This window comes from Enterobacter sp. BIDMC109 (assembly GCF_001037885.1).
GTDB lineage: Bacteria > Pseudomonadota > Gammaproteobacteria > Enterobacterales > Enterobacteriaceae > Enterobacter > Enterobacter hormaechei_C.
In genome coordinates this window covers 1,443,176-1,468,190 of the sequence record NZ_KQ090002.1, presented here as the reverse complement: position 1 = coordinate 1,468,190, position 25,015 = coordinate 1,443,176, and the positions used below count along the sequence as shown (strand labels likewise).

The 25,015-nt window shown below is 57.9% G+C and carries 22 protein-coding genes and 1 riboswitch; of the genes, 8 read left to right on the top strand and 14 right to left on the bottom strand.

Annotated features, from left to right (window positions below; genetic code table 11):
- Positions 1 to 3: 3 nt before the first annotated feature.
- From SK62_RS06935 to dalD, 9 genes are all read right to left on the bottom strand, one after another.
- Positions 4 to 864: an ABC transporter ATP-binding protein gene (locus tag SK62_RS06935; protein WP_023295029.1), complete on the bottom strand. Its 861-nt coding sequence runs from the start codon at positions 862 to 864 to the stop codon at positions 4 to 6.
- Positions 836 to 1,741 carry an ABC transporter permease gene (locus tag SK62_RS06930; RefSeq protein ID WP_039270400.1) on the bottom strand — a complete coding sequence of 302 codons (906 nt, stop codon included), beginning with the start codon at positions 1,739 to 1,741 and terminating at the stop codon, positions 836 to 838. The genes SK62_RS06935 and SK62_RS06930 overlap by 29 nt, the downstream gene beginning before the upstream one ends.
- On the bottom strand, positions 1,738 to 2,775 hold the full coding sequence (locus tag SK62_RS06925) for an ABC transporter permease (RefSeq protein ID WP_017693076.1): 1,038 nt from the start codon (positions 2,773 to 2,775) through the stop codon (positions 1,738 to 1,740). Before SK62_RS06925 ends, SK62_RS06930 begins: the two co-directional genes overlap by 4 nt.
- Positions 2,772 to 4,388: an ABC transporter substrate-binding protein gene (locus SK62_RS06920; protein WP_039270399.1), complete on the bottom strand. Its 1,617-nt coding sequence runs from the start codon at positions 4,386 to 4,388 to the stop codon at positions 2,772 to 2,774. The genes SK62_RS06925 and SK62_RS06920 overlap by 4 nt, the downstream gene beginning before the upstream one ends.
- Before the next feature lie 33 nt (positions 4,389 to 4,421).
- Positions 4,422 to 5,576, bottom strand: a complete 1,155-nt coding sequence (locus SK62_RS06915) for a mandelate racemase family protein (protein ID WP_039270398.1) — start codon at positions 5,574 to 5,576, stop codon at positions 4,422 to 4,424.
- A gap of 297 nt (positions 5,577 to 5,873) precedes the next feature.
- Positions 5,874 to 6,539 carry an HAD family hydrolase gene (locus tag SK62_RS06910; RefSeq protein ID WP_080024813.1) on the bottom strand — a complete coding sequence of 222 codons (666 nt, stop codon included), beginning with the start codon at positions 6,537 to 6,539 and terminating at the stop codon, positions 5,874 to 5,876.
- A 44-nt stretch (positions 6,540 to 6,583) separates the two neighbouring features.
- A complete protein-coding gene (locus tag SK62_RS06905; protein WP_017693074.1) occupies positions 6,584 to 7,861 on the bottom strand; it encodes an RbtT/DalT/CsbX family MFS transporter in 1,278 nt (425 codons plus the stop codon).
- Positions 7,862 to 7,928: 67 nt separating this feature from the next.
- Complete coding sequence (xylB, locus tag SK62_RS06900) at positions 7,929 to 9,392, bottom strand: xylulokinase (RefSeq protein ID WP_047718908.1); 1,464 nt, start codon at positions 9,390 to 9,392, stop codon at positions 7,929 to 7,931.
- 9 nt (positions 9,393 to 9,401) lie between these two features.
- Positions 9,402 to 10,769, bottom strand: coding sequence for a D-arabinitol 4-dehydrogenase (gene dalD / locus SK62_RS06895; RefSeq protein ID WP_047718907.1), 1,368 nt, complete (start codon positions 10,767 to 10,769; stop codon positions 9,402 to 9,404).
- A gap of 211 nt (positions 10,770 to 10,980) precedes the next feature.
- Between dalD and SK62_RS06890 the strand changes: the two genes are divergently transcribed.
- Complete coding sequence (locus tag SK62_RS06890; RefSeq protein ID WP_023295033.1) at positions 10,981 to 11,928, top strand: sugar-binding transcriptional regulator; 948 nt, start codon at positions 10,981 to 10,983, stop codon at positions 11,926 to 11,928.
- On the opposite strand, the gene SK62_RS06885 is transcribed toward SK62_RS06890, so the two are convergent.
- Positions 11,925 to 12,956 (bottom strand): LacI family DNA-binding transcriptional regulator, encoded by a 1,032-nt coding sequence (locus SK62_RS06885; RefSeq protein ID WP_017383562.1) that lies wholly within the window; start codon positions 12,954 to 12,956, stop codon positions 11,925 to 11,927. The two genes, SK62_RS06890 and SK62_RS06885, sit on opposite strands and share 4 nt — an antisense overlap.
- Before the next feature lie 162 nt (positions 12,957 to 13,118).
- Between SK62_RS06885 and SK62_RS06880 the strand changes: the two genes are divergently transcribed.
- The 3 genes from SK62_RS06880 (at position 13,119) to SK62_RS06870 (ending at position 16,891) form a co-directional block, all read left to right on the top strand.
- A complete protein-coding gene (locus SK62_RS06880) occupies positions 13,119 to 13,868 on the top strand; it encodes an SDR family oxidoreductase (RefSeq protein ID WP_181008175.1) in 750 nt (249 codons plus the stop codon).
- An 11-nt stretch (positions 13,869 to 13,879) separates the two neighbouring features.
- On the top strand, positions 13,880 to 15,487 hold the full coding sequence (locus SK62_RS06875; protein ID WP_047718904.1) for an FGGY-family carbohydrate kinase: 1,608 nt from the start codon (positions 13,880 to 13,882) through the stop codon (positions 15,485 to 15,487).
- Positions 15,488 to 15,583: 96 nt separating this feature from the next.
- The gene (locus tag SK62_RS06870; protein ID WP_048249364.1) at positions 15,584 to 16,891 is read left to right on the top strand and encodes an RbtT/DalT/CsbX family MFS transporter; all 1,308 of its coding nucleotides are present in this window, start codon (positions 15,584 to 15,586) and stop codon (positions 16,889 to 16,891) included.
- A gap of 54 nt (positions 16,892 to 16,945) precedes the next feature.
- Here SK62_RS06870 and fbaB read toward each other — a convergent pair whose 3' ends face one another.
- Positions 16,946 to 17,998, bottom strand: a complete 1,053-nt coding sequence (gene fbaB, locus SK62_RS06865; protein WP_015572352.1) for a class I fructose-bisphosphate aldolase — start codon at positions 17,996 to 17,998, stop codon at positions 16,946 to 16,948.
- A gap of 248 nt (positions 17,999 to 18,246) precedes the next feature.
- On the opposite strand from fbaB, the gene SK62_RS06860 reads away from it, so the two are divergent.
- Genes SK62_RS06860 through SK62_RS06850 form a run of 3 tightly spaced genes read left to right on the top strand, consistent with a single transcriptional unit; the run spans position 18,247 to position 21,475 of the window.
- Positions 18,247 to 19,524: a nucleoside permease gene (locus SK62_RS06860; protein WP_003859236.1), complete on the top strand. Its 1,278-nt coding sequence runs from the start codon at positions 18,247 to 18,249 to the stop codon at positions 19,522 to 19,524.
- Positions 19,521 to 20,525: an ADP-ribosylglycohydrolase family protein gene (locus tag SK62_RS06855; RefSeq protein WP_015572351.1), complete on the top strand. Its 1,005-nt coding sequence runs from the start codon at positions 19,521 to 19,523 to the stop codon at positions 20,523 to 20,525. The genes SK62_RS06860 and SK62_RS06855 overlap by 4 nt, the downstream gene beginning before the upstream one ends.
- Positions 20,522 to 21,475 carry a PfkB family carbohydrate kinase gene (locus SK62_RS06850; RefSeq protein WP_047719257.1) on the top strand — a complete coding sequence of 318 codons (954 nt, stop codon included), beginning with the start codon at positions 20,522 to 20,524 and terminating at the stop codon, positions 21,473 to 21,475. Before SK62_RS06855 ends, SK62_RS06850 begins: the two co-directional genes overlap by 4 nt.
- On the opposite strand, the gene SK62_RS06845 is transcribed toward SK62_RS06850, so the two are convergent.
- From SK62_RS06845 to thiM, 3 genes are read right to left on the bottom strand one after another with little or no spacing between them, the layout of a single operon-like run.
- Entirely contained in the window at positions 21,449 to 22,195 is a 747-nt protein-coding gene (locus SK62_RS06845; protein WP_003859242.1) for a GntR family transcriptional regulator, read from the bottom strand. The two genes, SK62_RS06850 and SK62_RS06845, sit on opposite strands and share 27 nt — an antisense overlap.
- 42 nt (positions 22,196 to 22,237) lie before the next feature.
- Entirely contained in the window at positions 22,238 to 23,038 is an 801-nt protein-coding gene (thiD, locus tag SK62_RS06840) for a bifunctional hydroxymethylpyrimidine kinase/phosphomethylpyrimidine kinase (RefSeq protein ID WP_048249361.1), read from the bottom strand.
- Positions 23,035 to 23,805, bottom strand: coding sequence for a hydroxyethylthiazole kinase (gene thiM / locus SK62_RS06835; RefSeq protein ID WP_023295038.1), 771 nt, complete (start codon positions 23,803 to 23,805; stop codon positions 23,035 to 23,037). Before thiM ends, thiD begins: the two co-directional genes overlap by 4 nt.
- A 35-nt stretch (positions 23,806 to 23,840) precedes the next feature.
- A riboswitch (TPP riboswitch) is annotated at positions 23,841 to 23,937 on the bottom strand.
- A 391-nt stretch (positions 23,938 to 24,328) separates the two neighbouring features.
- On the opposite strand from thiM, the gene SK62_RS06830 reads away from it, so the two are divergent.
- Positions 24,329 to 25,000 carry an EAL domain-containing protein gene (locus tag SK62_RS06830; RefSeq protein ID WP_047719259.1) on the top strand — a complete coding sequence of 224 codons (672 nt, stop codon included), beginning with the start codon at positions 24,329 to 24,331 and terminating at the stop codon, positions 24,998 to 25,000.
- Positions 25,001 to 25,015 lie beyond the last annotated feature (15 nt).

Here is a 25,015-nt window from a genome sequence, read left to right as displayed (position 1 = left end):
TCCTTACTCGTTGAGCCAGCTGGCCTGACGCTGTAATACCGGCAGCGTCGGTCGGCGATGGTTGATTTCCGGTAGCGCGCTGATGAGCCCCTGGGTGTAGGGATGCCTGGCGTTGTGCAGATCCTTCGCGGCAATCGACTCCACCACCCGTCCGGCGTACATCACCAGCACCCGGTCGCAGAAGCTGCGCACCAGGTTGATGTCGTGGCTGATAAAAATCAGCCCCAGACCGCGGGACTGCACCAGGTCGTCGAGCAGGCCCAGCACCTGCAAACGCACCGACACGTCCAGCGCCGAAGTCGGCTCGTCGGCAATGACCAGCTCCGGGTCGGCGATCAGCATCATGGCGATCATGATGCGTTGCCCCTGCCCGCCGGAAATCTCGTGCGGACAGAGGTGATACACCCGCTCCGGCTGGCGAATGCGCACCACGTCGAGCATCTCCAGCACTCTGGCTTTGGCTTCCGCCTTGCGCCCCGGATGATGGGTCAGCCAGGCTTCGGCAATTTGGTCGCCCACGCACACCACCGGGTTAAGGGAGTATTTCGGGTCCTGCATGATCATCGAGATGCGCTTGCCGCGAATGCCGCGCATCTGCGCCTCGCTGACGGCCTGTAAATCGACATCGCCAAACTGCATCCGCGCGGCGCGGATCTGCGCTTTGGCCGGATGCAGGCGTAGCAGCGCCCGCCCGACGGTGGATTTACCGGAACCGGATTCACCGACAATCGCCAGCTTTTCGCGTCCGAGCTGGAAAGAGACGCCGCGCACCGCGTGGGTGACCGCGTCGCCGTTGATAAAATCGACGTGGAGATCGCGCACGTCGAGCATCGGGTTATTCGCTACGAGGATCGAGGATGTCACGCAGGCCATCTCCTAAGAAGTTGAACGCCAGACTGTTGATCAGGATCGCCAGCCCCGGAATAGTCACCACCCACCAGCACTCCATCATGTAGGTACGACCGCTGGAGATCATCGCTCCCCACTCCGGCTCCGGCGGCTGTGCGCCAAGGCCAAGAAAGCCCAGCCCGGCGGCGGTGAGAATGATCCCCGCCATGTTCATGGTGATGCGGATAATCACTGACGGCAGGCACAGCGGGACGATGTGACGCCACAGTACGCGCACCGGGGAAGCACCCTGAAGCCGCACGGCGGAGATAAAATCGGCCTGGCGCAGAGAGAGAGTTTCGGCGCGCGCCAGACGGGCAATCGGCGGCCAGGCGGTGAGCGTAATCGCAATCACCACGTGCTCCAGCCCCGGCCCGAGCGCCGCGACAAACGCCAGCGCCAGCACCAGGCTCGGGAAGGAGATAAAGATATCGGTGACGCGCATCAGCACCGCGTCCACCCTGCCGCCGAAGTAGCCTGCGGTCACGCCCAGCAGCAGCCCCAGCGGGCCAACGGTCACGGAGACCAGCAGCACGATGTAGAGCGTGATGCGCGCGCCGTACACCAGCCGGCTGAAGATGTCCCGGCCAAACTCGTCGGTGCCGAACCAGTGCAGTGCGTTCGGGGCGACCAGCGCGTTATTGAGGTCCTGCACCAGCGGGTTGTACGGCGCGATCAGCGGGGCAAACGCCGCCACAATCAGCAGCAGCAGGATAATCCCGCCGCCGATGGCGGTGAGCGGATTGCGCGCCATCTTGCCGGCGAAGCCCGCGGCGCGGCCCAGCGTGCGTCTGATACGCTGGCGGCGTTCGGATGGCCCGGTCCCCAGCGGCGAATCCAGAGAAACGGTCATGATTTCGTCCTCGGGTCAAAGAGTTGATACAGCATGTCGGAGAGCAGGTTCAGCATCACGAAGATGACCCCCACCAGCAGCACGCAGCCCATGACCGCGTTCATATCCCCGAGCAGCAGGCTGCCGGTGAGATACGAACCGAAGCCCGGCCAGGAGAAGACGGTTTCAATCAGCACCGCCCCCTCCAGCAGCGAGCCGTAGGCCAGCGCCACTACCGTCAGGAGCTGCACGAGAATGTTGCGAAACGCGTGATTCCAGATCACCTGACGTTCAGTTAAGCCCTTCACCCGGGCAGTGATAATGAACTCCTGCGACAGCTGCGCCAGCATGAAGCTGCGGGTCATGCGGCTGATATAGGCCAGCGAGTGGAAGCCAAGCAGCGACGCGGGCAAAACCAGATGGTTAATGGCGTTCCAGAACACCGCGCCGTTCCCGGCCAGCAGCGCATCCACCGTCATCAGTCCGGTGCGGCGTGGGACTACCCCCTCCAGTCCGAGATCCAGACGTCCCGCGCCTCCCACCCAGCCAAGCCAGGCGTAGAACAGCAGCAGCCCCATCATCCCGACCCAGAAAATCGGCGTGGAATAACCCGCCAGACTGATGATGCGCACCACGTAGTCGGAAACGCTGTTGCGCCGCGCCGCCGCCAGTACGCCCAGCGGAATGCCCAGACCCGCACCGACGATAATCGCCATCGTCGCCAGCTCGAGCGTCGCCGGGAAGACGCGCAGAATATCGGCAGTCACCGGTTTACCCGTCAGCAGCGCGTTGCCCAGATCGCCGTGCAGCAGGTTATTGAGGTAAATACCGAACTGAGCCAGCAGCGACCGGTCGAATCCCAACTGGTGATAGACCTGCTGATAGGTGCTGTGGTCGGCATCCGGTCCGACAATCGCCAGCACCGGATCGACGGGCATTACGCGGCCGATGAAAAAGGTCAGCAGCAGAAGGCCGAACAGCGTCACCACCACCTGCGTTAACCGCTTTGAGAAGCGTCGGGTCCGTGAGCCGGGCGCGAGAATTGCCACACTCATTTGTCACCTCCGGTTTTGTAGACCTCACGCAGGAAGGTGGTGGCCGACGGGTGCGACTGGAAGTTCTTCACCTCGTTACGCACCACCACCGAATCAACCATCTGCGACAGAGGAACCATCGCCGGGATCAGTTCGTCGTAGCGGACCTGGATCTGCTGGTAGTCGGCGATCTGTTTTTCCGGATCGCGCTCCAGCAGGGCCTTGTCGATCATTTCGTTGAGCGGCTTGTCGTAGAAGCTGGTACGCCAGCCCTGGAAGTTGGTCAGACGGGCTTCATCGCTGTTGTCCGGGTTATAGACCAACGCCCGCAGGCTGGAGTGCGGATGGGGTTCGACGCCGCTACCGCCGCGCCCCACCAGCATGTCGAACTTGCGCTCGCGCATTGCGCCGTAAATCTGGTTCCCGGTGCCGGTGATGATTTTGGCGTTGATGCCCGCCTGCATCAGCGTCGACTGCACGGCGATGGCGATATTGAGGAACGGCTGATCCGCCAGCACCCGCAGGGTGGTGTCAAACCCGTCCGGGTAGCCCGCCTCCGCCAGCAGCTTTCTGGCGCGCGGGATATCGAGCCTATAGCCCGGGTCCGGCAGCGTGGACGGCATACCCGCCTTGATCGGGCGCTGGTGCAGCACGCCGTAGCCCGGCATCAGCGCGCTGTTGATGCCCTGATAGTCAATCAGATAGCGCACCGCTTCGCGCACCTTCGGGTTAGCGAAATGGGCCTCTTTCATGCTCATCGCCACGTAGTAGACCGTGCCTTTCTGCACGGCTTCGACGGTGAGCTGCGGGTCTTTGCGCAGGGCGTTAATGTCCGCCACCGCCATGTTGTTGGCAACGTCGAGGTCGCCTTTCTCAATCATCAGGCGCAGGGTTTGTGACTCCTGGAAATGACGCAGCACCACCCGGCTCATTTTGGGTTCTTCCCGCCAGTATTGCGGGTTACGCTGCATGCGCAGCACATCCTTCGCCTGCCAGGTTTCCAGCATAAACGGGCCGGAACCCGCTTCGTTGGTGGTAAGCCAGCGGTTGCCCCAGTCGTTATTCACCGCGTGCTGCTGCACCGTTTTGCTGTCGAGCACGCCGAGGTTGCCGAGCGCGCCGAGGGAGTAGATCACCAGCTGCGGATCGTTAGGCTTAGGCAGAACAATTTGCACCGTGTAGGCATCGGGGGCACTGATTTGGCTGTCGATGTTTTGCTTAGAAAATCCATACGACTTCCACACCGACGCCTGGGCAAGGTTGAGGTGCAGCAGACGGCGCATCGACCAGACCACATCCTCCGCCGTCAGCGGGTTGCCAGAGTGGAATTTAACGTCGTCACGCAGGTGAAAGGTCAGGGTTTTACGGTCCGGCGAAATATCCCAGGACGTCGCCAGCGCGGGCCTGACGTTGGTGAGCGCGTTCGGGTCCAGCTCCACCAGCGAGTCGTAGAGATTGACCACAATGCCGACCACTTCGTTACCGGTCATTGCCGCCGGATCGAGGGTCAGCAGGTTATTCATGTTCATGCCGATGATGAGCTGGTCGGGCGGCGTTTTCGCGTACGCCGCACCGCTCCCCATCATCAGCGAGAGCGCGAGCAAGCACGCCCCGGCTAAGGGAGATCGTTTCATGTATATATCGCCTGTAGGGTACGTTTTTATCTGTCAGTCGTGGCTGACGGTATTGGCTTCGATATATGCAAAATTAATGTCTTCGCCCAGTCCCGGGCGGGTCGGCAGACTGACCATGCCGTTTTCGTCCATCGGGTCCACCAGGCTGTTGAGGTACGCCGCCGGTTGGTCGTAGTCGAGGAACGGGTGCAGCAGGCCGCGCTCGTACCAGCGGCAGTTTTTGATGGCGCCAATCACCGCCAGGCTGGCCGCGCCGTTGCCGTGTATTTCGCAGTCCATGCCAAAAGATTCCGCCAGGTTCGCCACCTTCAGCGTTGGGGAAATGCCGCCCACGCCGTTCGACCCAGCGCGCAGGATGTCGCAGGCCCCGGCTTTGATCCAGTCAGCACGGCTGTGGTGCTTTCCACCCAGGCTTTCCGGCCCGATAACCGGAATCGAGAGGTTCTCCGCCAGCCACGCGTAGGAGGCCATGCTCTCCTCTTCCATCGGCTCTTCAAACCAGGCGAAGTCAAGCTTTTCCAGCGCTTTGCCGATGTACAGCGCCTCGGTACGGCTGTACCAGTGGTAGCCGTCAATCATCAGGTCAATATCCGGGCCAACCGCTTCACGCACGGCGGCACAGGCTTTGACGTCCATCTTTGGATTGGGGGCGAAAGAGACCGGCGGCATCCAGGTGTGCAGCTTGATGGCCTTGTAACCGCGCGCCACCAGCTTTTCGGCAAAGCTGGCGTACTCCTCTGGCGTGGATAATCCGCCCGGCAGATCGTCGCCGCACATGGTGCTGCCGTAGGCCGGCACCTTATCGCGATAGCCGCCAAGCAGTTTCCAGACCGGCAGGTTGAGCTTACGGCCAATCAGATCCCATAGCGCCTGTTCAACGAAGCCCAGCGCACGCTCGGTCAGCTGATGCGCGCTTCCCCGCTGCCAGTGCGCCAGATCCTGCCAGATGCGTTCCCGGTTGAATGCGTCCTGCCCCACCAGCACTTTGCGAAAGAAGGTATTGACCACAAAGGGGCGCACCACTTCCGGCGGCGCGAACGAATATCCGCGGGTGCCCTCTTCTGCCGTGATGGTCAACATCGCCATTTTGGCCATGCTCTCCGGCCCAGGATGCGAATGCCCCGCCGCGTCAGAGACCCGACGCGTCGGGTACTGAAAAACGGTGACGTCTACAGATTCAATTTTCATTATCGGTCCTTAAGTCCGGCGATAAGCCCAGAAGCAGAAAATGACAAAGGGGTTTTATGATTTTAAAAATGCGTTTCAGTATGTAATTTAAGCATAAAAAATCAGCACGTCCTCGGACAAAACGCGTTAAGGAGAGGCTATTTTTTGGGCATATGCACGGTCGGACGTGACAATTTTCACAAAAGCGCGGGGAAATGTGAGGTTGATCGGGAGACGTTATTTGAAGGTAAGCGCAGAAGCAGGAATATGCTGACCGGCAACAACCCGCGGAAACTTCTGCGCTTACAAATCAGTCAACTAACCCGCTTCCGGGGCTGGAACGGCAAGCGTTTCCAGCAGCGCATGCATAGACGCATACCGGCCACTGGCATTGTTAAAGCTGGCATGATGGCACGCTGGCGAGACGATGAGGGTTTTGAGCCCCGCACTAAGGGCGGCACGGTAGCCGCTCTGGCTGTCCTCAATCACTATGCACTGCGAGGCCGTCAGGCCTAATTTTCGCAGCGCCGAGAGATAGACGGCAGGGTGCGGTTTTCCGTAGCGTTCATCGTCGGCGCTGCAAATGACCTCAAAATAGTGACCCATCCTGAGTTTCTTAAGCACCGCATGCACGATTTCATGCGACGAAGAGGTGGCAAGTGCAATCCGGTAACCTGCCTCACGAAAATACGACATCACGTCGTAGATGCCTTCTATCGCTTTGCCTTCCCGGCCAATCAGTTCGATGATGCGCAGACGAATGGCCGCTTCAATCATTACAGGATCGGCCTCAAGTTTACAGTATTCACACCAGGTCCGGGCAATCTCATCCAGCCGCTTGCCTTTCGTCAGTGACTCACACTCTTCGTCGCTGACCTCAGCACGCCAGCCTGCAAGAGCTGCTTTCTGCGCCTGACGCCACAGGCCTTCGGAGTCAATGATGACGCCATCCATGTCAAAAATTACCGCCTTAACATCCATCATACGTCTCCGTGAATGGCCCGACGCTGCCGTCAGGCCTGAATAAATTACGAAATTCCGACCGTTTCACCCTTACAGGTTTCCTGACGAACAAACCCAGGCTGTTCAACCCGAATAAACGGACACAGGATGAAGGCCACGACATACAGCGCCGTGTAGGCAATGACCACGCCGAGCGTGCTGAACCAGGGCAGCAGCACCACGGCAATCGCCGGCGCAAGGAAGTTAGACAGACCGGCTGACAGGTTATACACCGAAATCGCCGCCCCCTTGTGCCGCGGCTCCAGCGCCGGGAACACCGCCGCCATCGGTACGAAGGCCGCCACAAAAATCCCCAGCGCGATGGCCGGCACCAGTGCCATGGCAAAGTTATGCCCGAAGTGCTGCGGAATGTAGTAAAACGCCAGGCTCGAAAGCGCCATCCCGATGCAGCCAAACCAGCGCACCACCCGCATCCAGCCCATTTTTTCCGCCACCACGCCCCAGAAGACGTTCGAGAAGATGGTGGTGAAGAAGAATACCGCCCAGACCTGAAGCCACTCGGAGGTGGTGAAGCCCAGTTCGTCAACAAACATCATCGGCATGATGACGGCAAACCCGAACAGGGAGAGGGTGTTGATGATACGCACCATGCTGGAGAGCAGAATACTGCGGTTGGTGTAGAGCAGCGTCGCTGCACGGCCCAGCTCGGCGAATTTTTCCCGGGTGGAGAGAGTCTGCATATGCCGTGGCGTTTCCACTTTACGCATAGAGACCAGCGCAATGATCCCGCCGGTTACGCAGAATGCCAGCGCCAGCCACAGGGTGCCCATCTCCCCGATGTGCGGAATGGTAAAGCTCGGAATGTAGCTGCCGAACACGCCGATGCCGATAGAGTAAACCGCCCAGAACCAGCCCAGCGCCGCGCTGGTACTGTCGCTGCGAACGTTATGCACAATGGCGACGATAAAGGCATAGAGGAACAACGGATAGGCCAGGCCGCGGATCCCGTAGAACAGCAGAATTAATGCGTAATTTGCCTGACCCAGACCAAAAACGAGAAACAGGACGTGGAAAACGCACCACAGGACGAAGCCAATCAGCATGGTTTTTTGCGGGGTGATGATTTCAGCCACCACGCCGGAAATCCATGCGGAGAGCGCCGCCGCGAGACCGTAAAGCGTGAAGGCGAAAGAGGCTTCAGCAGGCGTGAAGCCCAGCGCCTTAATATAGTGCGACAGGAATGCCAGCTCGAAACCATCGCCCGTCATAAAGACCGCGATAGCGATATACCCCCAGACCAGACTCAGGGGTAATCCCAGCCATTGTTTGTTATTTAACGACATATTGACCTCGTTTTTAGGGTACAGGGAACCGCTCCGGCAGCATCGCCGGAGGGTCTTTGCCACAGAATTATGGGTTTCGGTAGTTCAGGTCGTTTTGGTAAAGCGCGTTAAACTGCTGGTAACGCGTCATCAGCGCACGGTGGCGCGCCGGATCGCTGCGCCAGGTTTTATAGACTTCAGGTTTTTCGCACACGGAAGCCAGCGGCTTACCGGCTGCGAGACAGGCCAGCCGTGCAGCCCCCAGCGCACCGCCGGTTTCGCCGCCCTTATGCGTCACCACCGGCATCGCCAGAATATCGGCCAGCAGCTGGGCCCAGAAGGGGCTCCGCGCCCCGCCGCCGACGAGGGAGCACTGTTCAATCTGCGTGCCGCTCTCCTGCAACACGCGAAGGCCATCGGCAATACCGAAGCTGACGCCTTCCAGCACCGCATACCCCATCAGCGCACGCTGGCTGGAGTGCGTTAGCCCCCAGAACATGCCCCGTGCACAGGGATCGTTATGCGGCGTACGTTCCCCGGAAAGGTAGGGCAGGAACATCGGCGCGCTCGCTTTCTCCGCATCGCTTAGCTGGGCGATCTCCTCAAGCAATGCCAGCTCCGTGACGCCCACCAGACGGCAAAACCACTGTAGACAACTGGCGGCGCTTAACATCACGCTCATCTGATGCCACAGGTTTGGCAGCACGTGACAGAACGCGTGCACGGCAGACTGGGGCGCCGGACGGTAGGCATCCGTGACCACAAACAGCACGCCGGAGGTGCCCAGCGAAATAAACGCATCGCCCGGCGAAACGACCCCAACCCCTATCGCGCTGACGGCGTTATCTCCCCCGCCGCCGGCAACGATAACCGAGGGGTTCAGACCCCACCGCTGCGCTACCGCAGGTTCGAGTAGCGCCGAGACCTCACACCCTTCCACCAGCGCAGGCATGGCGGCACGCGACAGCCCACATTTTTCCAGCAGTGCATCCGACCAGTCTCGTTTTCTCACATCCAGCCACAGCGTCCCTGCCGAGTCCGACATATCAGAGATTTTTTTTCCGGTCATTTTGAAGCGCAGATAATCCTTCGGCAGCAGCACGGTGGCGAGACGGCTGAAGTTCTGCGGCTCATGACGGCGCACCCAGAGCAGCTTTGGTGCCGTAAACCCCGGCATTGCCAGGTTCCCCGCCACCTGGTGCAGCTCGGGCGCCATCTCTTCCAGCTCTGCGCACTCCTGCGCGCAGCGGGTGTCATTCCACAGGATGGCCGGACGCAGGGGTTCACCCGCGGCATCCAGCAGTACCGCACCGTGCATCTGTCCGGAAAGGCCAATGGCTTTTATCGCCTGCCAGTGGTGGCCGCACTTCTCCCGGAGGGTGGCAATCAGGTATTCGGTTGCCTCCCACCAGGCTTCCGGCGATTGTTCAGACCAGTGCGGCTTCGGACGCTGTATCGTCAGCGGCGCGCTATGGGTGGCGACAACGCCGTTGTTTTCGTCAATGACCAGCGCCTTTACTTCTGATGTGCCAAGATCGATGCCCAGATACATACCCACCTCTCACTTAATCAGCGCGTAGACGTCAGCGATTTTTTCACGCAGAAGCGCGGCAAAATCTTCCCGGCCGGTCAGATCGCCAAACAGGGCGGTATCGCTGGCATATCGGGCTATCGGATCGTCCGATTCGAACATCGCATGTACCGCAGAGGCGTTGAGGATACCGTCCTGGTATTCATACGGCAGCTTGCCGTGATGCCACTGCTCCATATAGACGTAGAACAGCGCAGGCAGCATAGCGGTAGCGTCAGGACGTACGCCGCGCTGGTAACATTCACGCAGCGTTGGGGCGATCATCGCCGGGATCTTCGAGAACCCGTCGGCCGCGACGCGCTGGTTGGTGTCCTGAATCCAGGGGTTGGTAAAACGCTTAAGCACCACGTCGCGGTAGGCTGGCAGATCGATGCCATTATCTCCCAGGCAGGGAATGACATCTTCCGTCACGTAGCGGTCGGCAATCTTGTAGATAAATTCTGTCTGCGTGCTTTCGTGGATATACTGCTGCCCGACCAGAGTACCCGCCCAGGCGATACAGCTATGGGAGGCATTGAGGATGCGGATCTTCGCCTCTTCATAAGGGATGACGGATCCCACCAGCTCCACGCCCACCGTTTCCAGCGCGGGACGAACGTCGCGGAAATTGTCTTCAATCACCCACTGAATAAAGCGTTCACCCATAACCGGGGCGTTATCGTCTATGCCCGTCCGGGCCTTAATGCGCGCCGGGAGATCGGCCGCCGGACGCGGTGTGATGCGATCCACCATGGTATTCGGACAGGTCGCATTAGCGCTCAGCCAGTCGATGACCCTCTGTTTGCCGCTGAGGGTTAAGAATTCAATCAACCCGTCGTGGAAGCGCTCGCCGTTATGCCGCACGTTGTCACAGTTAAGCAAGGTTACCGGACCCGCTCCGTTCGCCATACGCGCTTCGAGGATGCGGGCAATTGTCCCGTAGATGGTTTTACAGCCGCCCTTAATATCGCTCGCCAGATCGGCATTGGCCACATCCAGCCTGTGGCTGGTATCCAGATAGTAGCCCCCCTCCGTCACGGTAAACGCGATGACCCGAGTCTGCGGGTTCGCCCCTTCGGCAATCAGCGGCTGCAAATCCGCCTGCCACGGGATCAGCGTCTGAATCGAGGCGATCTCTTCATAGTCTCTCTCGCCTTCCGGGCTGACGGTCTCCAGTACATATCGCCCCTTCTGCGCGGCCAGCGCCTGCACCACATGTTCAGCATCGTTGCGTATGTTGCCCGCAGCGATGTGCCAGCGCGTATCGCCGCCGGCAATCAGGCGGTGCAGATACCACGCCTGATGCGCACGATGAAAAGACCCCAGCCCAATATGTAGCCATGTGTATTTCTCGGTCATTGTTCTGTTCTCCAGTGAGGTTATGGCTGAACTGTAGATGATCATTTGATTAAAATAAGAGCTACAGATCACAAAAGAACAAATGACCATTCAAATAACAAATGACCAATAAAGAGCAAGCCGCTTGCCTCAGCGCGGAGCACCCGCCAGAATGACAGACAATTGTTGTGGGTGTTGACCGCCCTCAACCCCACTCTTGAGGCAGGGAAACGTGAGCAAAGAAGATGACATCAGGCTCGATCAAAAAGTGCGGGCGGCATGGATGTATTACATCGCCGGGCTTAATCAAAGCGAAATTGCCAGCCAGCTCGGCACATCAAGACCGGTGGTGCAGCGGCTGATTGCCGCCGCGAAAGAGGAAGGCATTGTCTCGATTGGGCTTCATCACCCTGTCGCTAACTGCCTCGATTATGCGCAACTTCTCGCGGAAAAATATCACCTGACCCACTGCAACATTGTGCCCGTCTACCGCAATGAAAGCGCGCTGGATAGCGTGACGTTTGGCTGTTATCAGCTGATGGCCCGCTACCTGCAAGGTGATAAACCCACGGTTGTCGGAATTGGCTCCGGACTGACGCTAAAAAAAACCATCAAGCGTATCGATTTTGACAGCCACAACACCCGCTGTGTCGCCCTGATCAGCGCCATGAACGAGCACGGGCAATGTAACTATTACGATGATGTGCCGTTGCTGCTGGCGCGTAAAATTCAGGGAAAATATTACCAGTGGCCGGCGCCGCGCTATGCTCAGTCCAGCGAGGAGCATGAGATGTGGTGCTCAAACCGCCTGTTCCGTAACGTCTGCGCCGTGGCGGATGCAGCCGATGTGATTTTTGTCGGCATCGGGGCGCTGGGCAGGCAGAGCCCTATCTTCAAAGACGGGTTTATCGATGAGGCACAGCTGGAAGAGCTGACCCAGCGCGGTGGCGTTGGCGAAATACTCGGACGCTTTATCGATGCCGACGGCAACGTCATCGACAGCCAGATTAATCGCTTTATTACCAGCTACGATATTCGCCAGAGCCAGTGTCCACGTATTGCGGCCGCCTGCGGCGAGGATAAACGCCCGGCGATCCTTGCCGCCCTCAAAGGCGGCTGGGTAAACGGTCTGGTGACGGATGAACAGACCGCGCGCTGGCTGCTGACGCGTCAGGGCTAGGCCGTGACGCTCTGGCTGCCAATCAGTTCCGGTGGGATCTCAATACGCCTGACCGAGGTATCACCGGAATCGAGAATTTCAAATACCTTCTCCAGCATCGCCGGGACGTCCTGGCGCACCATGTCGATATCATGTCCCAGCAGAGAGACAAATGGGTCCCAGTCAAAACAACCCATCGGCGGCTGATTTTGGCCGGTCTGCCCGTATTGGGCCAGCCAACGTACCACCCCCTCCAGCGAAATGGTCGAATTGACAAACAGCCCCTTTAGCGCCGTCGATGGCGACGGGAAGGTGGCTCTGAGCTGCTCCTCCACGCGCGATGACGAGTACCCGGTGACCAGCAGCTGCTGTTCCGGAACGGTCAGCCCATGGGCCTGATGGGCATCAAGGAACCCGCGCAGGCGCTCTGCGGTGTTGTTATCACTCCGGCGTCCGCCCACGAAGGTCAGCGGAGCCAGCGAACCAAACCGTTTAAAGCTGCTGGCGAGGATCCGCTCTGTCAGCATCTTCGCGCCGCCGTAGTTATCCGAAATGATAGAGGGCGCCAGGGTACCCGGCAGATCAAGATTTAGCGTAGGTACGCCCGCCTGATGACAGAGTTCAGCAATTTTGTCCGGGTGTGTCGCCCCCGTGGCAATGACCCAGTCAACCTGCCAGGAGAGCATGGCACGGGCGGCATCCAGCTCGAGTTCCGGCTGTCGGCGTGTGCAGGTAATAATCGGCAACAGCCCTCTGGCACGCGCCATCTCTTCGAATTTTTCCGCTATAGAGCCGAAATAGCGGTTGTCATATTTCGGCACAATCATGCCGATAACGTTCGATTTCTTGCTGCGCAGCAGGCTTGCCTGACGGTTAACCGCGTAGCCCTGCTCTTGTGCAATGCGGGTTACCTTCTCTGCCAGGCTGGCGCTGATGCGGCGTTTCTTCCAGTTGCCATTCAAAATAGCACTCACCGCGCTGGCAGAAACGCCGGTGAGTTCCGCCAGATCGTAAATGGTCGTTTTCTTCGTTTTCTCAACGCGCGTCACAAAATCGCCTCTTCATTTTGAATGTCTCTTGCTGGAGAAATAAGCAAGTGCTAGATCTGCTTCATCGATTGAGCAGTTTGCTTCACGCGTCAGTCAGAACCCCCGTTCTTTACGCGAAAGCAGACACACCCTAAAAATCATCTCTGCATAAAGGATTATAAAATGATTCACTCTATCCCCTCCATGAATAGTTCCCTTCAGGGCAAAGTCGCTGCTATCACTGGCGCCGCCTCAGGTATTGGCCTGGAGTGTGCAAAAACGCTGCTCGGCGCTGGCGCTAAGGTGGTGTTAATCGACCGGGAAGGCGAAAAGCTTCAGCGCCTTGTCGCCGAGCTGGGCGAGAACGCGTTTGCCCTGCAAATCGATCTGTTCAAACCCGAGCAAGTCGACGCGATGCTGAGCGACATTGTCGGCCTCGCCGGCGGCCTGGATATTTTTCACGCCAATGCAGGCGCCTACATCGGCGGGCCGGTTGCTGAAGGCGACCCGGACGTCTGGGATCGCGTACTGAACCTGAATATCAACGCCGCCTTCCGCTGCGTTCGCGCCGTACTGCCGCATATGATTGCGCAGAAGTCAGGCGATATTATCTTCACCAGCTCCATTGCGGGCGTGGTGCCGGTTATCTGGGAGCCGATCTACACCGCGTCCAAATTTGCCGTTCAGGCGTTCGTGCATACCACCCGTCGTCAGGTCGCGGAACATGGCGTACGCGTCGGAGCCGTTCTGCCTGGGCCGGTAGTGACGGCTCTGCTCGACGACTGGCCGCAGGCCAAAATGGATGAAGCGCTGGCAAACGGCAGCCTGATGCAGCCGATTGAAGTCGCAGAATCGGTGTTGTTCATGGTGACCCGTTCGAAGAACGTTACCGTCCGGGATCTGGTGATTCTGCCTAACAGCGTCGATCTTTAAGGGCCGTAAGGATGAAGGGTACACCAGAAACCGTTATCGGCGTAGACGTCGGCTCCGGCAGCGTTCGCGCGGGCATTTTCGATCTCAGCGGCAGGCTGCTTTCCCACGCGACGCAGAAAATTGCCACCGTGCACCGCAGCGGAAGCCGCGTGGAGCAGTCCAGCGCCGAGATCTGGCAGGCCGTTTGCCGCTGCATCCGCGAGGCGCTGGCGCGCTCCGGGACGACTCCGCAGAGCGTTGCCGGCATCGGGTTTGACGCCACCTGCTCGCTGGTGGTGTTGGACAACAATGGCGAACCGCTGGCGGTCAGCCCTGACGGTGAAGCGGAAAACAATATCATCGTCTGGATGGATCACCGTGCGACAGACCAGGCGGAGCGCATCAACGCCACCCATCATCCGGTGCTGGACTACGTTGGCGGGAAAATATCGCCCGAAATGGAGACGCCCAAGCTGCTGTGGCTGAAAGAAAACCACCGAGAGGTCTACGATCGCGCCTGGCAATTTTTCGATTTGGCCGATTTCCTGACCTGGCGCGCGACCGGCGATGTCACCCGTTCCATCTGTACCGTAACCTGTAAATGGACGTGGCTGGCCCATGAGAATCGCTGGGACCCGGACTATTTCCGCACCGTTGGCCTGGACGAGCTGGCCGGAGAAGATTTTGTCCGCATAGGGCAGCATATTGCCGCCCCCGGCACCCCTTGCGGCGAGGGCTTAACGGAGCAGGCCGCGCGTGAGATGGGCTTGCTGCCAGGCACGCCGGTGGCGGTAGGGTTAATTGATGCCCACGCTGGCGGCATCGGGACGTTGGGCGTTGGCGGCGGCGCGCTGAACAATCTTGCGTATGTCTTTGGCACCTCATCGTGCACCATGACCAGCGCCGAGAGCGCCGTTTTTGTGCCCGGCGTTTGGGGGCCTTATTTTAGCGCGATGGTACCTGGACTGTGGCTGATTGAGGGCGGACAAAGCGCCGCAGGTGCCGCTATCGATCGGTTATTAAGTTTCCATCCTGCCGCACCGCAAGCGCGCCAGCTGGCACAGGAGTCAGACCTGCCGCTGCCGGTTTACCTGGCGGACAGGCTTTTACAGACCTTCGCCACCGCCTCAGAGGCGGTGAACCTGGCAGCAGGACTGCACGTGGTACCCGAATTTCTGGGTAACCGCGCGCCCTTTGCCGATCCCCATGCGCGGGCCACGATCTGCGGGCTGGGCATGGAGAACGATATCAATAACCTGATGGCACTGTATGTGGCCGGTCTGTGTGGTATCGGTTACGGTTTGCGACAAATCATTGACGCCCAGCGTGAATGCGGCGTACAGACCGAAAATATCGTTATCAGCGGCGGCGCGGGCCAGCACCCTTTCGTTCGCCAGCTGCTGGCAGATACCTGCGGGCTGCCGGTGTTAGCGACCCAATGCAGCGAACCGGTATTACTGGGTTCGGCCATTCTCGGGGCGGTGGCGGGAAATATAGCGCCTTCAGTGACCGATGCCATGAAACAATTTACCCACGTGGATAAATATTTCTATCCGCAAGCGAACTTTCAGTCCCTTCATCTGCGTCGATACGAGGCTTATAAGCAGTTACAACAAACTGCGACAGTAATCAGAGAATAAATACACGTCAGTATATTTAGAGAAAAAGACAATAAGAAAACTCACGCCGGAATATTTCCGGTGTGGGCTTACCTGTACGCTACAAACGAGGTCAATATGTCCGAAATAAATAAACAGTGGCTGGGATTGCCGCTGAACCTGCTATGGGGATATCTGGCGATCGCGGTCTTTATGACGGGTGACGGTTTCGAGCTGGCATTCCTGTCGCACTATATTAAATCACTGGGCTTCACGCCTGCTGAAGCCTCTTTCGCCTTCACGCTCTACGGTCTCGCGGCGGCGCTCTCCGCGTGGATCTCCGGCGTGGTGGCTGAAATCATCACCCCGCAAAAAACCATGCTGATTGGCTTCGTCCTGTGGTGCGTTTTCCACGTCCTGTTTCTCGTTTTTGGTCTGGGTCAGGCAAATTACGCATTAATTCTGCTGTTCTATGGGATCCGCGGTCTGGCCTACCCGTTATTTTTGTACGCCTTCATCGTGGTCATTATTCATAATGTGCGTAGCGATAAATCCAGCTCGGCGCTGGGCTGGTACTGGGCGGTTTATTCCGTAGGTATTGGCGTGGCGGGCAGTTATATTCCGAGCTTTACCATTCCGCACATCGGGGAGATGGGCACCCTGTGGCTGGCACTGGCGTTTTGTCTGGCGGGGGGAGTCATCGCCATGGTATCCCTGCGCAGCGTCAAAACCCCAACGCACATGCATAATCTCTCCACCCGGGAAAAATTCGCCGAGCTGGGCCGTGCAGCGACGCTGCTCTACACCAACCGCAGTATTCTGCTCTCCAGCATGGTGCGTATCATCAACACCCTCTCCCTGTTCGGGTTTGCCGTCATCATGCCGATGATGTTTGTTGACGAACTGGGCTTCACCACCTCCGAGTGGCTTCAGGTCTGGGCGGTATTCTTCTTCACCACCATCTTCTCGAACGTCTTCTGGGGCGTGGTGGCGGAAAAAATGGGCTGGATGCGGGTGGTGCGCTGGTTTGGCTGCATCGGGATGGCGCTCTCGAGCCTGGCGTTTTACTACATTCCGCAGCACTTCGGGCATAACTTTGCCATGGCGCTGGTCCCGGCCATCGCGCTGGGGATTTTTGTGGCGGCCTTCGTACCGATGGCGGCGGTGTTCCCGGCGCTGGAGCCGCGGCACAAGGGGGCGGCGATTTCGGTGTATAACCTGTCAGCCGGTCTGTCTAACTTCCTTGCGCCGGCGATTGCCGTGGTGCTGCTGCCCTGGTTCAGCACGCTCGGCGTAGTCATCGCCTATACGGTGCTTTATCTGCTGGCTTTTGTTCTGTGTGCCTTTATCCGCGTCACGCAGCCGGGCTTAGAAAAAGCAAATAGCAGCAAGAGAGGGATGGCGGGTCTGCTGAATACTCCTCATTCTGAAACGCTGAAGGAGTGAGCGAGAGAACTTTCCTGCCGGGTCACGCTTATCCCGGCAGGAAGATGCGTGCGATTAGGCAATCGTCACTTTATTGTCCAGATAGACATCCTGAACCGCATTAATCAGCTTCACGCCGTCGGCCATGGATTTTTTAAACGCTTTGCGGCCCAGGATCAGCCCCATTCCGCCGGCGCGTTTGTTAATCACCGCCGTGCGCACCGCGTCGGTCAGATCGGTTTCACCGCCTGCTGCACCGCCGGAGTTAATCAGCCCGGCGCGGCCCATGTAGCAGTTAGCCAGTTGGTAGCGCACCAGATCGATAGGGTTGTCGCTGGTCAGCTTGCTGTAGACGCGGTCGTCGGTATAGCCAAAGTTCACCGCTTTATACCCGCCGTTATTCTCGGCCATTTTCTGTTTCACGATGTCCGCGCCGATGGTTGCCGCCAGGTGATTTGCCTGACCGGTCAGATCCGCTGATACGTGGTAATCCACGCCGTCTTTCTTAAACGCGTTGTTACGCAGATAGGCCCACAATACGGTCACCATCCCCAGCTCGTGCGCGCGCTCAAACGCGGCAGAGATCTCTTCTATCTGCCGACGCGACTGCTCAGAGCCAAAATAGATAGTCGCCCCGACCGCTACCGCACCCATGTTGAAAGCCTGTTCGACGCTGGCGTACAGTGTCTGGTCGTATTCGGTTGGGTAGCTCAGGGTTTCGTTGTGATTCAGCTTGACGAGGAACGGAATGCGGTGAGCATAGCGGCGGGAAACGGAGGCCAGCACGCCATAGGTCGATGCCACACAGTTACAGCCCGCTTCAATCGCCAGCTCGACAATGTTTTTCGGGTCAAAGTAGAGCGGGTTAGCAGCAAACGACGCTCCCGCCGAGTGCTCTACGCCCTGGTCAACGGGCAGAATGGAGAGATAGCCGGTCCCGCCCAGACGACCGGTATTGTAAAGCGTCTGCATGTTTCGCAGTACGGCAGGCGGACGGTTGTTGTCGACCATGACGCGGTCTACGTAATCATGGCCAGGCAGATAAAGCTGGTCGGCTGGAATGGTCATACAACGATGCTGTAAAAGGCTGTCGGCGTCTTTGCCAAGCAGTTGCGCAATATCAGTCATAGTGATGCTCCCGTAAGTCCGACATGATGTCGGAGCGTGTGATCCAAGCCCACGTTTTTGCAGGCAGACTAAGCCTGGTACCGACTTAACCTATTTTCCACCATTTGCAACTTTTTTAAGCACAATCTGCTGGCTCGTTTCGTGTACAACATTTTTGTTACACTGATCAAACAATCGCCTTAAAGGTATTTAAAAGGTATTATCACATGGTATGTTACATGCGTACCTCTGACATGCAGGATTAAAAAATGAAAACGAAAGTCCAACTGTCATTCATGATGTTCGTTGAATGGTTTATCTGGGGCGCATGGTTTGTGCCGCTGTGGCTGTGGCTGAGTAAGAGCGGGTTTACCGCCGGGGAAATTGGCTGGTCGTACGCCTGTACCGCGATTGCCGCGATCCTCTCTCCCATCCTGGTCGGCTCGCTGACGGACCGTTTCTTCGCCGCCCAGAAAGTGCTGGCCGTGCTGATGTTCGCTGGCGCGATTCTGATGTATTTCGCAGCACAGCAAACCCAGTTCAGCACCTTCTTCCCGCTGCTGCTGGCCTACTCCCTGACCTATATGCCGACCATCGCGCTGACCAACAGCATCGCCTTTGCGAACGTCGATGACGTGGAGGCTGATTTCCCGCGCATCCGCGTGATGGGCACCATCGGCTGGATTGCCTCCGGCCTGGCGTGCGGCTTCCTGCCGCAAATGATGGGCTATAGCGACATCTCTGACACCAATATCCCGCTGCTGATGACCGCTGCCAGCTCCCTTCTGCTTGGCGTTTTCGCGCTGTTCCTGCCGAATACCCCGCCGAAGAGTACCGGCAAGCTGGATTTCAAAGTGATGCTGGGGCTGGATGCGCTGATCCTGCTGCGCGATAAAAACTTCCTGGTGTTCTTCTTCTGCTCGTTCCTGTTCGCCATGCCGCTGGCCTTCTACTATATCTTTGCCAACGGCTATCTCACCGAAGTGGGGATGAAAAACGCCACCGGCTGGATGACCCTCGGCCAGTTCTCTGAAATCTTCTTCATGCTCGCTCTGCCATTCTTTACCAAACGCTTTGGTATTAAGAAGGTCTTGCTGCTGGGCCTGATCACCGCCGCCATTCGCTACGGTTTCTTTGTTTACGGCGGCGCCGAGCAATACTTCACCTACGCCCTGCTGTTCCTCGGTATTCTGCTGCACGGCGTAAGCTATGACTTCTATTACGTCACCGCGTACATCTACGTGGATAAAAAAGCGCCAGTGCACATGCGCAACGCGGCGCAGGGCTTGATCACGCTGTGCTGTCAGGGCTTTGGTAGCCTGCTGGGTTACCGTCTCGGCGGCGTGATGATGGAAAAAATGTTCGCATATAAAGAGCCGGTGAATGGGCTGACCTTCAACTGGGCCGGAATGTGGACGTTTGGTGCAATCATGATTGTGGTGATTGCCGTACTGTTTATGCTGTTTTTCCGCGAATCGGATAAAGAGATCACCGCAATTGAGGTGGTTGATGGCGATACCGCGCTGACACGAGGGGAAGTTAAATGAAACAAGACCGTATTCTCGGTGCTCTTTACGGGCAGGCGTTAGGGGATGCGATGGGGATGCCGTCGGAGCTGTGGCCGCGTAAGAGGGTGAAAGCACACTTCGGCTGGATCGACCGTTTCTTACCCGGCCCGGCTGAGAATAATGCCGCCTGTTACTTTAAGCAGGCCGAATTTACGGATGATACGTCGATGGCGCTGTGCCTGGCCGACGCGATTATCGAATGCGACGGGGAAATTAACCCTGACGTTATCGGTAAGCATATTCTGGACTGGGCGCTGGATTTTGACGCGTTCAATAAGAATGTGCTCGGCCCGACCTCCAAAATTGCCCTGAACGCCATCCGTGACGGCAAGCCGGTAAGCCAGCTGGAAAACAACGGCGTCACCAACGGGGCGGCGATGCGCGCCTCCCCGCTGGGATGCCTCCTGCCAGCCACGCGTCTGGCGCACTTTGTGGAACAGGTTGCGTTAGCCTCCAGCCCGACCCATAAATCGGATCTCGCCATCGCCGGTGCGGTGGTGATCGCCTGGGCGGTTTCACGCGCTATCGACGGCGAGCGCTGGCATCACATCGCCGATGCCCTGCCGGGTATTGCCCGTGCGGCGCAGGAGGCGAACACGACCACCTTCAGCGCATCGCTTTCCGCTCGTATTGAGCTGGCCCTGAAAACCGTGCGCGAAGCCAACGGTACCGAGTCCGCCAGCGAGCAGATCTATCAGCTTATTGGCGCGGGCACGAGCACCCTTGAGTCCGTTCCGGCGGCGATTGCGATGGTCGAACTCGCGGGTACCGATCCGAACCGCTGCGCGGTGTTATGCGCCAACCTGGGCGGTGATACTGACACTATCGGCGCGATGGCAACGGCCATCTGCGGCGCGCTGCACGGTGTACAGGCCATTGATCCGGCACTCAAAAACGAACTTGATGCCGTAAACCGGCTCGATTTCGGCCACTACTGCGAAAAACTGCTGCACTTCCGGGAGCAAAGGGAGGGCGTATGAGTGCTTTTGCCCGCCGTCTCGAAACCCTTCACGCCACGCGCCCCGTAACGGTACTCGGCGCGGCGGTCATCGACGTGATTGCCGACGCCTACGCCCTGCCCTGGCGCGGGTGTGATATCGAGCTGAAGCAACAGGGAGTGAATATTGGCGGCTGCGCGCTGAATATCGCCATCGCCCTGAAGCGGCTCGGCATTGCTGCGCAAAACGCCCTTCCCGTCGGCCACGGCGTGTGGGCCGATATTATCCGTAACGCCATGGCGAAGCAGGATCTGCACAGCGCCGTGGAAGCGGAAACGGGCGATAACGGCTGGTGCCTGGCGCTGGTGGAGCCTGACGGTGAACGGACCTTTATGTCGTTTAGCGGCGTGGAGAACCAGTGGCAGCAGCGCTGGCTGGAAGGGTTAAGCGTGCCGGCAGGGAGCCTGATCTCTTTGTCCGGCTACCAGCTGGCGTCCCCCAGCGGTGAGCTGCTGACGGCCTGGCTGGAAAGTCTTCAGGATGTGACGCTCTTTATCGATTTCGGTCCGCGCATCGCGGATATTCCCGACCCGCTGATGGCGCGGATCATGGCCTGCAAACCAATCGTCTCGCTCAATCGTCAGGAGGCGGAACTTGCCGCCGAATGGCTTGGCGTAAACGTGGAAGAGCTCGGCACACGGTGGCAGCAGAGGTTTGGCGCTGCGCTGATCGTACGCCATGATAAAGACGGGGCAGTCTGGTACGACGGTGACGCTTCCGGACACGTTCCGGCGTTTCCTGCTACCGTGGTCGATACCATCGGCGCGGGTGACAGCCATGCGGGAGGTACCCTTGCCGGGCTGGCCGCGGGATGGTCACTGCCAGAGGCGGTGCAGCTTGGCAATGCCGTAGCCGCCTGGGTAGTCAGCCATCGCGGTGGCGACTGCGCCCCCACGCGCGAGGTCCTACTCCTCGCACACAAAGACGTATAGGTCGCTGCGGCAGTAGCTGATGCTGTACTCAATTGGCCGGTGCTGTTGATCGAGCGCGACTTGCTTGATCACCAGCACCGGTATCTTATCGTCCATCTTGATATGCGCCTGAAACTCGCTGTCCGGCATCCGGGCGCTGACGCGGGAACGGGTGCGCTGCGGAAAGATATTCTGGCTGCGGAAGTAATCGTAAAGCGAGACGCCGATGTCGTCCGGATTGGGGATTAATCCTACCGGTACCCAGGACTCCTCTATTGATACCGCATCGTCATCCACGTAGCGGATGCGCTTAAGCAGAAATACATCGCTGTCCGGCGCAAGGGAAAGGTGGCGGGCGATCTCCTCCGGACATTTCACGACGCGTTTATTAACCCACAGCGTGTTGGGCGTTTTGCCCCGCAGCACCACCTGCTGAGAAAACCCGCGCGCCTCTTTTAGCGAATATTCAAAGATATTGTTGATTTGCGTACCGTATCCACGCGCGCGGGTGACGACGCCGGCCTCTTCCAGCGCCTGCATCGCTTTACGCACAGTAATGCGCGACACACCGGCCAGCTGGCTCAGATCGCGCTCGCCAGGCAAAATATTACCGTGCGCGAGCACGCCGCTGCGTACCGCGTTTTTAACCGTTTCGGCAAATTTCAGGTACAACGGCGTGTTGTCCGGTGCGGCAATTCGTTCCTTGAGTTGAGCAATTAACCGGGTATGCGCTTGTTCCATCTCTGTTTTTCTCTGGCATAAGGTTTTATGCCAGTATACGGCTTACCACCATGCATGAAAATGGTGAACCGGCCCAATACCGTGACCCACTTCCAGAGAATCGGCTTTTGCCAGCGCGCACGAGAGCCAGATCTTCGCCTCCTGCACCGTATCCGCCCAGTTCGCGTTTCGGGGACGCAGCGCCGCCAGCGCCGCCGAGAGCGTACATCCCGTGCCGTGGGTGTTTTTGGTCTGTACCCGCGGGGCAGTGAAACGTTGCGCGCCATCGCGGGTGAAGAGCCAGTCCGGGCTTTCTGCATCATTAAGATGACCGCCTTTCATCAGCACCGCGCTGCATCCCATCGCCAGCAGCGCATTGCCCTGCTCTTTCATCTCACGTTCGTTTTGCGCGTGTGACGCATCCAGCAGCGCGGCGGCTTCAGGGAGGTTTGGCGTGATCAGCGCCACCTGCGGCAGCAGCTTTTTACGCAGGGTGTCGACGGCAGAGGCGGAGAGCAACGGATCGCCGCTTTTGGCCAGCATCACGGTATCGAGCACCACGTTTTTTATCTGATAACGTTTGAGACGTTCAGCGACCGCTTCAACAATGTCCGCCTCTGCAAGCATGCCGATTTTGGTGGTGTCGATGCGTACATCGCTGAATACCGAATCCAGCTGTGCGGCGACAAAATCCGGCTCAATACGATATACCGACTGTACACCGCGCGTGTTTTGCGCCACCAGCGCGGTGATAACCGAGCATCCGTAAGCGCCGAGCGCAGAGAAGGTTTTCAGGTCTGCCTGGATCCCCGCTCCGCCGCTGGGATCGGTTCCCGCAATAGTCAGGGCATTAATGCGTGTCATACCAGCTCCTCCAGCGCGTAAAGCGCATCCAGAAACGCCGGGGCAAAGCTGCCGGGGCCCCGGCTGTGAGTCAGTGCAGCTGCCCCTGCGCGCTTCATAAAGCCGCAGGCTGCCGTCGCATTATCAAGCCTGTCGCCAGGCAGCGAACAGCAGGCGGCGACGACCGCCGAGAGCGCACAGCCTGTTCCCACCACGCGGGTCATCAGCGGGTCGCCGCCCGCGACCGTACGGGTTCGCTGACCATCAGTGATGTGATCCACTTCTCCTGTGACGACCACAACGGCGTGGGTCTGGCGGGCGAGCGTCTGCGCAGCGGTCAACGCGCTCGCCGCCGTATCGGTGGAATCAACCCCGCGCCCGCCCGCACTCATTCCGGCAAGGGCGAGGATTTCGGAGGCGTTTCCACGAATGGCCGCAGGTTTGAGGGACAATATTTGCTGGCAAAATCGGGTGCGATACGCCAGCGCGCCAACCGCAACCGGATCCAGAACCCAGGGCGTACCCGCGGCTACCGCGCTCTCAATGGCCCGACGCATCGACTGGGCGCGCGGCGCGGTGAGTGTTCCCACGTTGATGAGCAGAGCATCGGCAAGCGCGGCAAACTGTTCCGCTTCCTCGGCTTCGATCACCATTGCCGGGGAAGCACCCAGCGCGAGCAAAACGTTGGCGGTGAAGGTCTGCACGACATCGTTGGTCATACAGTGCGTGAGCGGGGAACGGGTTCGGAATTGATGTAAAACGTGTGAATCGAGCAGGTCAGGCTGCATGGTTTCGCTCCTGCCGTGCGTGAAGAAGCGATGACCGGGCAGGCATCTGACTTCCCTACGCTGGCATTATCCAGATCAGGTAATACGGGTATTTCTCAGCCTTCACAAAGAAGGGCACCCCGAGTCAAATAAATCAAAATCAAAAGCTTGCGATTAACGTCCCGTTAATCCCTGTTCTGGATCATGCCAGCGGAAAGCCAAAGACTCAACCATAAAAAATGCTCTGTGTCCCAGTTTGTGTCCCACGTTGTGTCCCACATTCAAACGACAAAAAGGCCGGGTTTCCCCAGCCTCGTTTAGTTGTGATCTTTCGTCGTTTTCGAACCCGTAGATATGAATGTGATGAAAAAGACCTGCTCTTGTTTCTCAACACAAGATTAATCTTAAAAATAAATTATCATTACATTTCAAAAAGATATACTTATCGTTTTTATCGATCATTATTTGATTATTGATCGTTATTATTGATCAATAATTTTTAAAGGTGCATTATCAGGTAGTTATCACTCACCTGGAACGTAACATGCACTCTGAATTCATTGCTGAACCCATCATGAACCTTGAAGGTAAGCTGTTAGGAGTCGAACTTCTTACGCGGTTTGTCTCAGAGTCCAAACGCCCCCTTCACCCAGCGTTTGTCATTTCAGGATGGGATTTCGATCAGAAACGCCTTTTTCTCTACAAACAGTTTGGGGTCATAGCCAGTAAGCAGGACTGGTTCGAGCATCACGGGTTGTTCTGCTCGCTCAATGTTGACTACGATATGGCGACACTCTTAAGGCATGACGGTTTGTTACAGCTAACAGTCAGTTCCATGCCATTTATCAAACTTGAAGTTTCAGAAGAGTTTCCTGGTATTGAACAAGGGCTTAAAAGTCCGATTCTGAAATCATTATGTCAGGGTGTTAACTCACTGTGGCTGGATGATCTGGGAGCCGGAAATGCAAATGTTGCCAGCCTGCTTGAGGGTTACTTCGAAGTGGCGAAGATTGACCGTCATTTCTTTAATGAACAAATTGATAAACCCACATTTCCTCTATTGATAAAAAATATAAAGAGGTACTGCGATAAGATAGTGGTGGAAGGCGTAGAAAGCAGACAGTATCTCGACCTTCTACAGGAGGTTGGTATTTGGGGAGTTCAAGGATACCTTTTCAAATCGGTCCCGTTTCACAAAGTTGAAAAATTGTTATAAAAAAGCCGGGATTAA

Excerpts from the sequence above, each read along its gene's own strand:
- SK62_RS06930 (WP_039270400.1), bottom strand. The coding sequence starts at position 1,741 with ATGACCGTTTCTCTGGATTCGCCGCTGGGGACCGGGCCATCCGAACGC.
- SK62_RS06925 (WP_017693076.1), bottom strand. The coding sequence starts at position 2,775 with ATGAGTGTGGCAATTCTCGCGCCCGGCTCACGGACCCGACGCTTCTCA.
- SK62_RS06920 (WP_039270399.1), bottom strand. The coding sequence starts at position 4,388 with ATGAAACGATCTCCCTTAGCCGGGGCGTGCTTGCTCGCGCTCTCGCTG.
- SK62_RS06915 (WP_039270398.1), bottom strand. The coding sequence starts at position 5,576 with ATGAAAATTGAATCTGTAGACGTCACCGTTTTTCAGTACCCGACGCGT.
- SK62_RS06910 (WP_080024813.1), bottom strand. The coding sequence starts at position 6,539 with ATGATGGATGTTAAGGCGGTAATTTTTGACATGGATGGCGTCATCATT.
- SK62_RS06905 (WP_017693074.1), bottom strand. The coding sequence starts at position 7,861 with ATGTCGTTAAATAACAAACAATGGCTGGGATTACCCCTGAGTCTGGTC.
- xylB (WP_047718908.1), bottom strand. The coding sequence starts at position 9,392 with ATGTATCTGGGCATCGATCTTGGCACATCAGAAGTAAAGGCGCTGGTC.
- dalD (WP_047718907.1), bottom strand. The coding sequence starts at position 10,769 with ATGACCGAGAAATACACATGGCTACATATTGGGCTGGGGTCTTTTCAT.
- SK62_RS06880 (WP_181008175.1), top strand. The coding sequence starts at position 13,119 with ATGATTCACTCTATCCCCTCCATGAATAGTTCCCTTCAGGGCAAAGTC.
- SK62_RS06875 (WP_047718904.1), top strand. The coding sequence starts at position 13,880 with ATGAAGGGTACACCAGAAACCGTTATCGGCGTAGACGTCGGCTCCGGC.
- SK62_RS06870 (WP_048249364.1), top strand. The coding sequence starts at position 15,584 with ATGTCCGAAATAAATAAACAGTGGCTGGGATTGCCGCTGAACCTGCTA.
- fbaB (WP_015572352.1), bottom strand. The coding sequence starts at position 17,998 with ATGACTGATATTGCGCAACTGCTTGGCAAAGACGCCGACAGCCTTTTA.
- SK62_RS06860 (WP_003859236.1), top strand. The coding sequence starts at position 18,247 with ATGAAAACGAAAGTCCAACTGTCATTCATGATGTTCGTTGAATGGTTT.
- SK62_RS06855 (WP_015572351.1), top strand. The coding sequence starts at position 19,521 with ATGAAACAAGACCGTATTCTCGGTGCTCTTTACGGGCAGGCGTTAGGG.
- SK62_RS06850 (WP_047719257.1), top strand. The coding sequence starts at position 20,522 with ATGAGTGCTTTTGCCCGCCGTCTCGAAACCCTTCACGCCACGCGCCCC.
- SK62_RS06845 (WP_003859242.1), bottom strand. The coding sequence starts at position 22,195 with ATGGAACAAGCGCATACCCGGTTAATTGCTCAACTCAAGGAACGAATT.
- thiD (WP_048249361.1), bottom strand. The coding sequence starts at position 23,038 with ATGACACGCATTAATGCCCTGACTATTGCGGGAACCGATCCCAGCGGC.
- thiM (WP_023295038.1), bottom strand. The coding sequence starts at position 23,805 with ATGCAGCCTGACCTGCTCGATTCACACGTTTTACATCAATTCCGAACC.
- SK62_RS06830 (WP_047719259.1), top strand. The coding sequence starts at position 24,329 with ATGCACTCTGAATTCATTGCTGAACCCATCATGAACCTTGAAGGTAAG.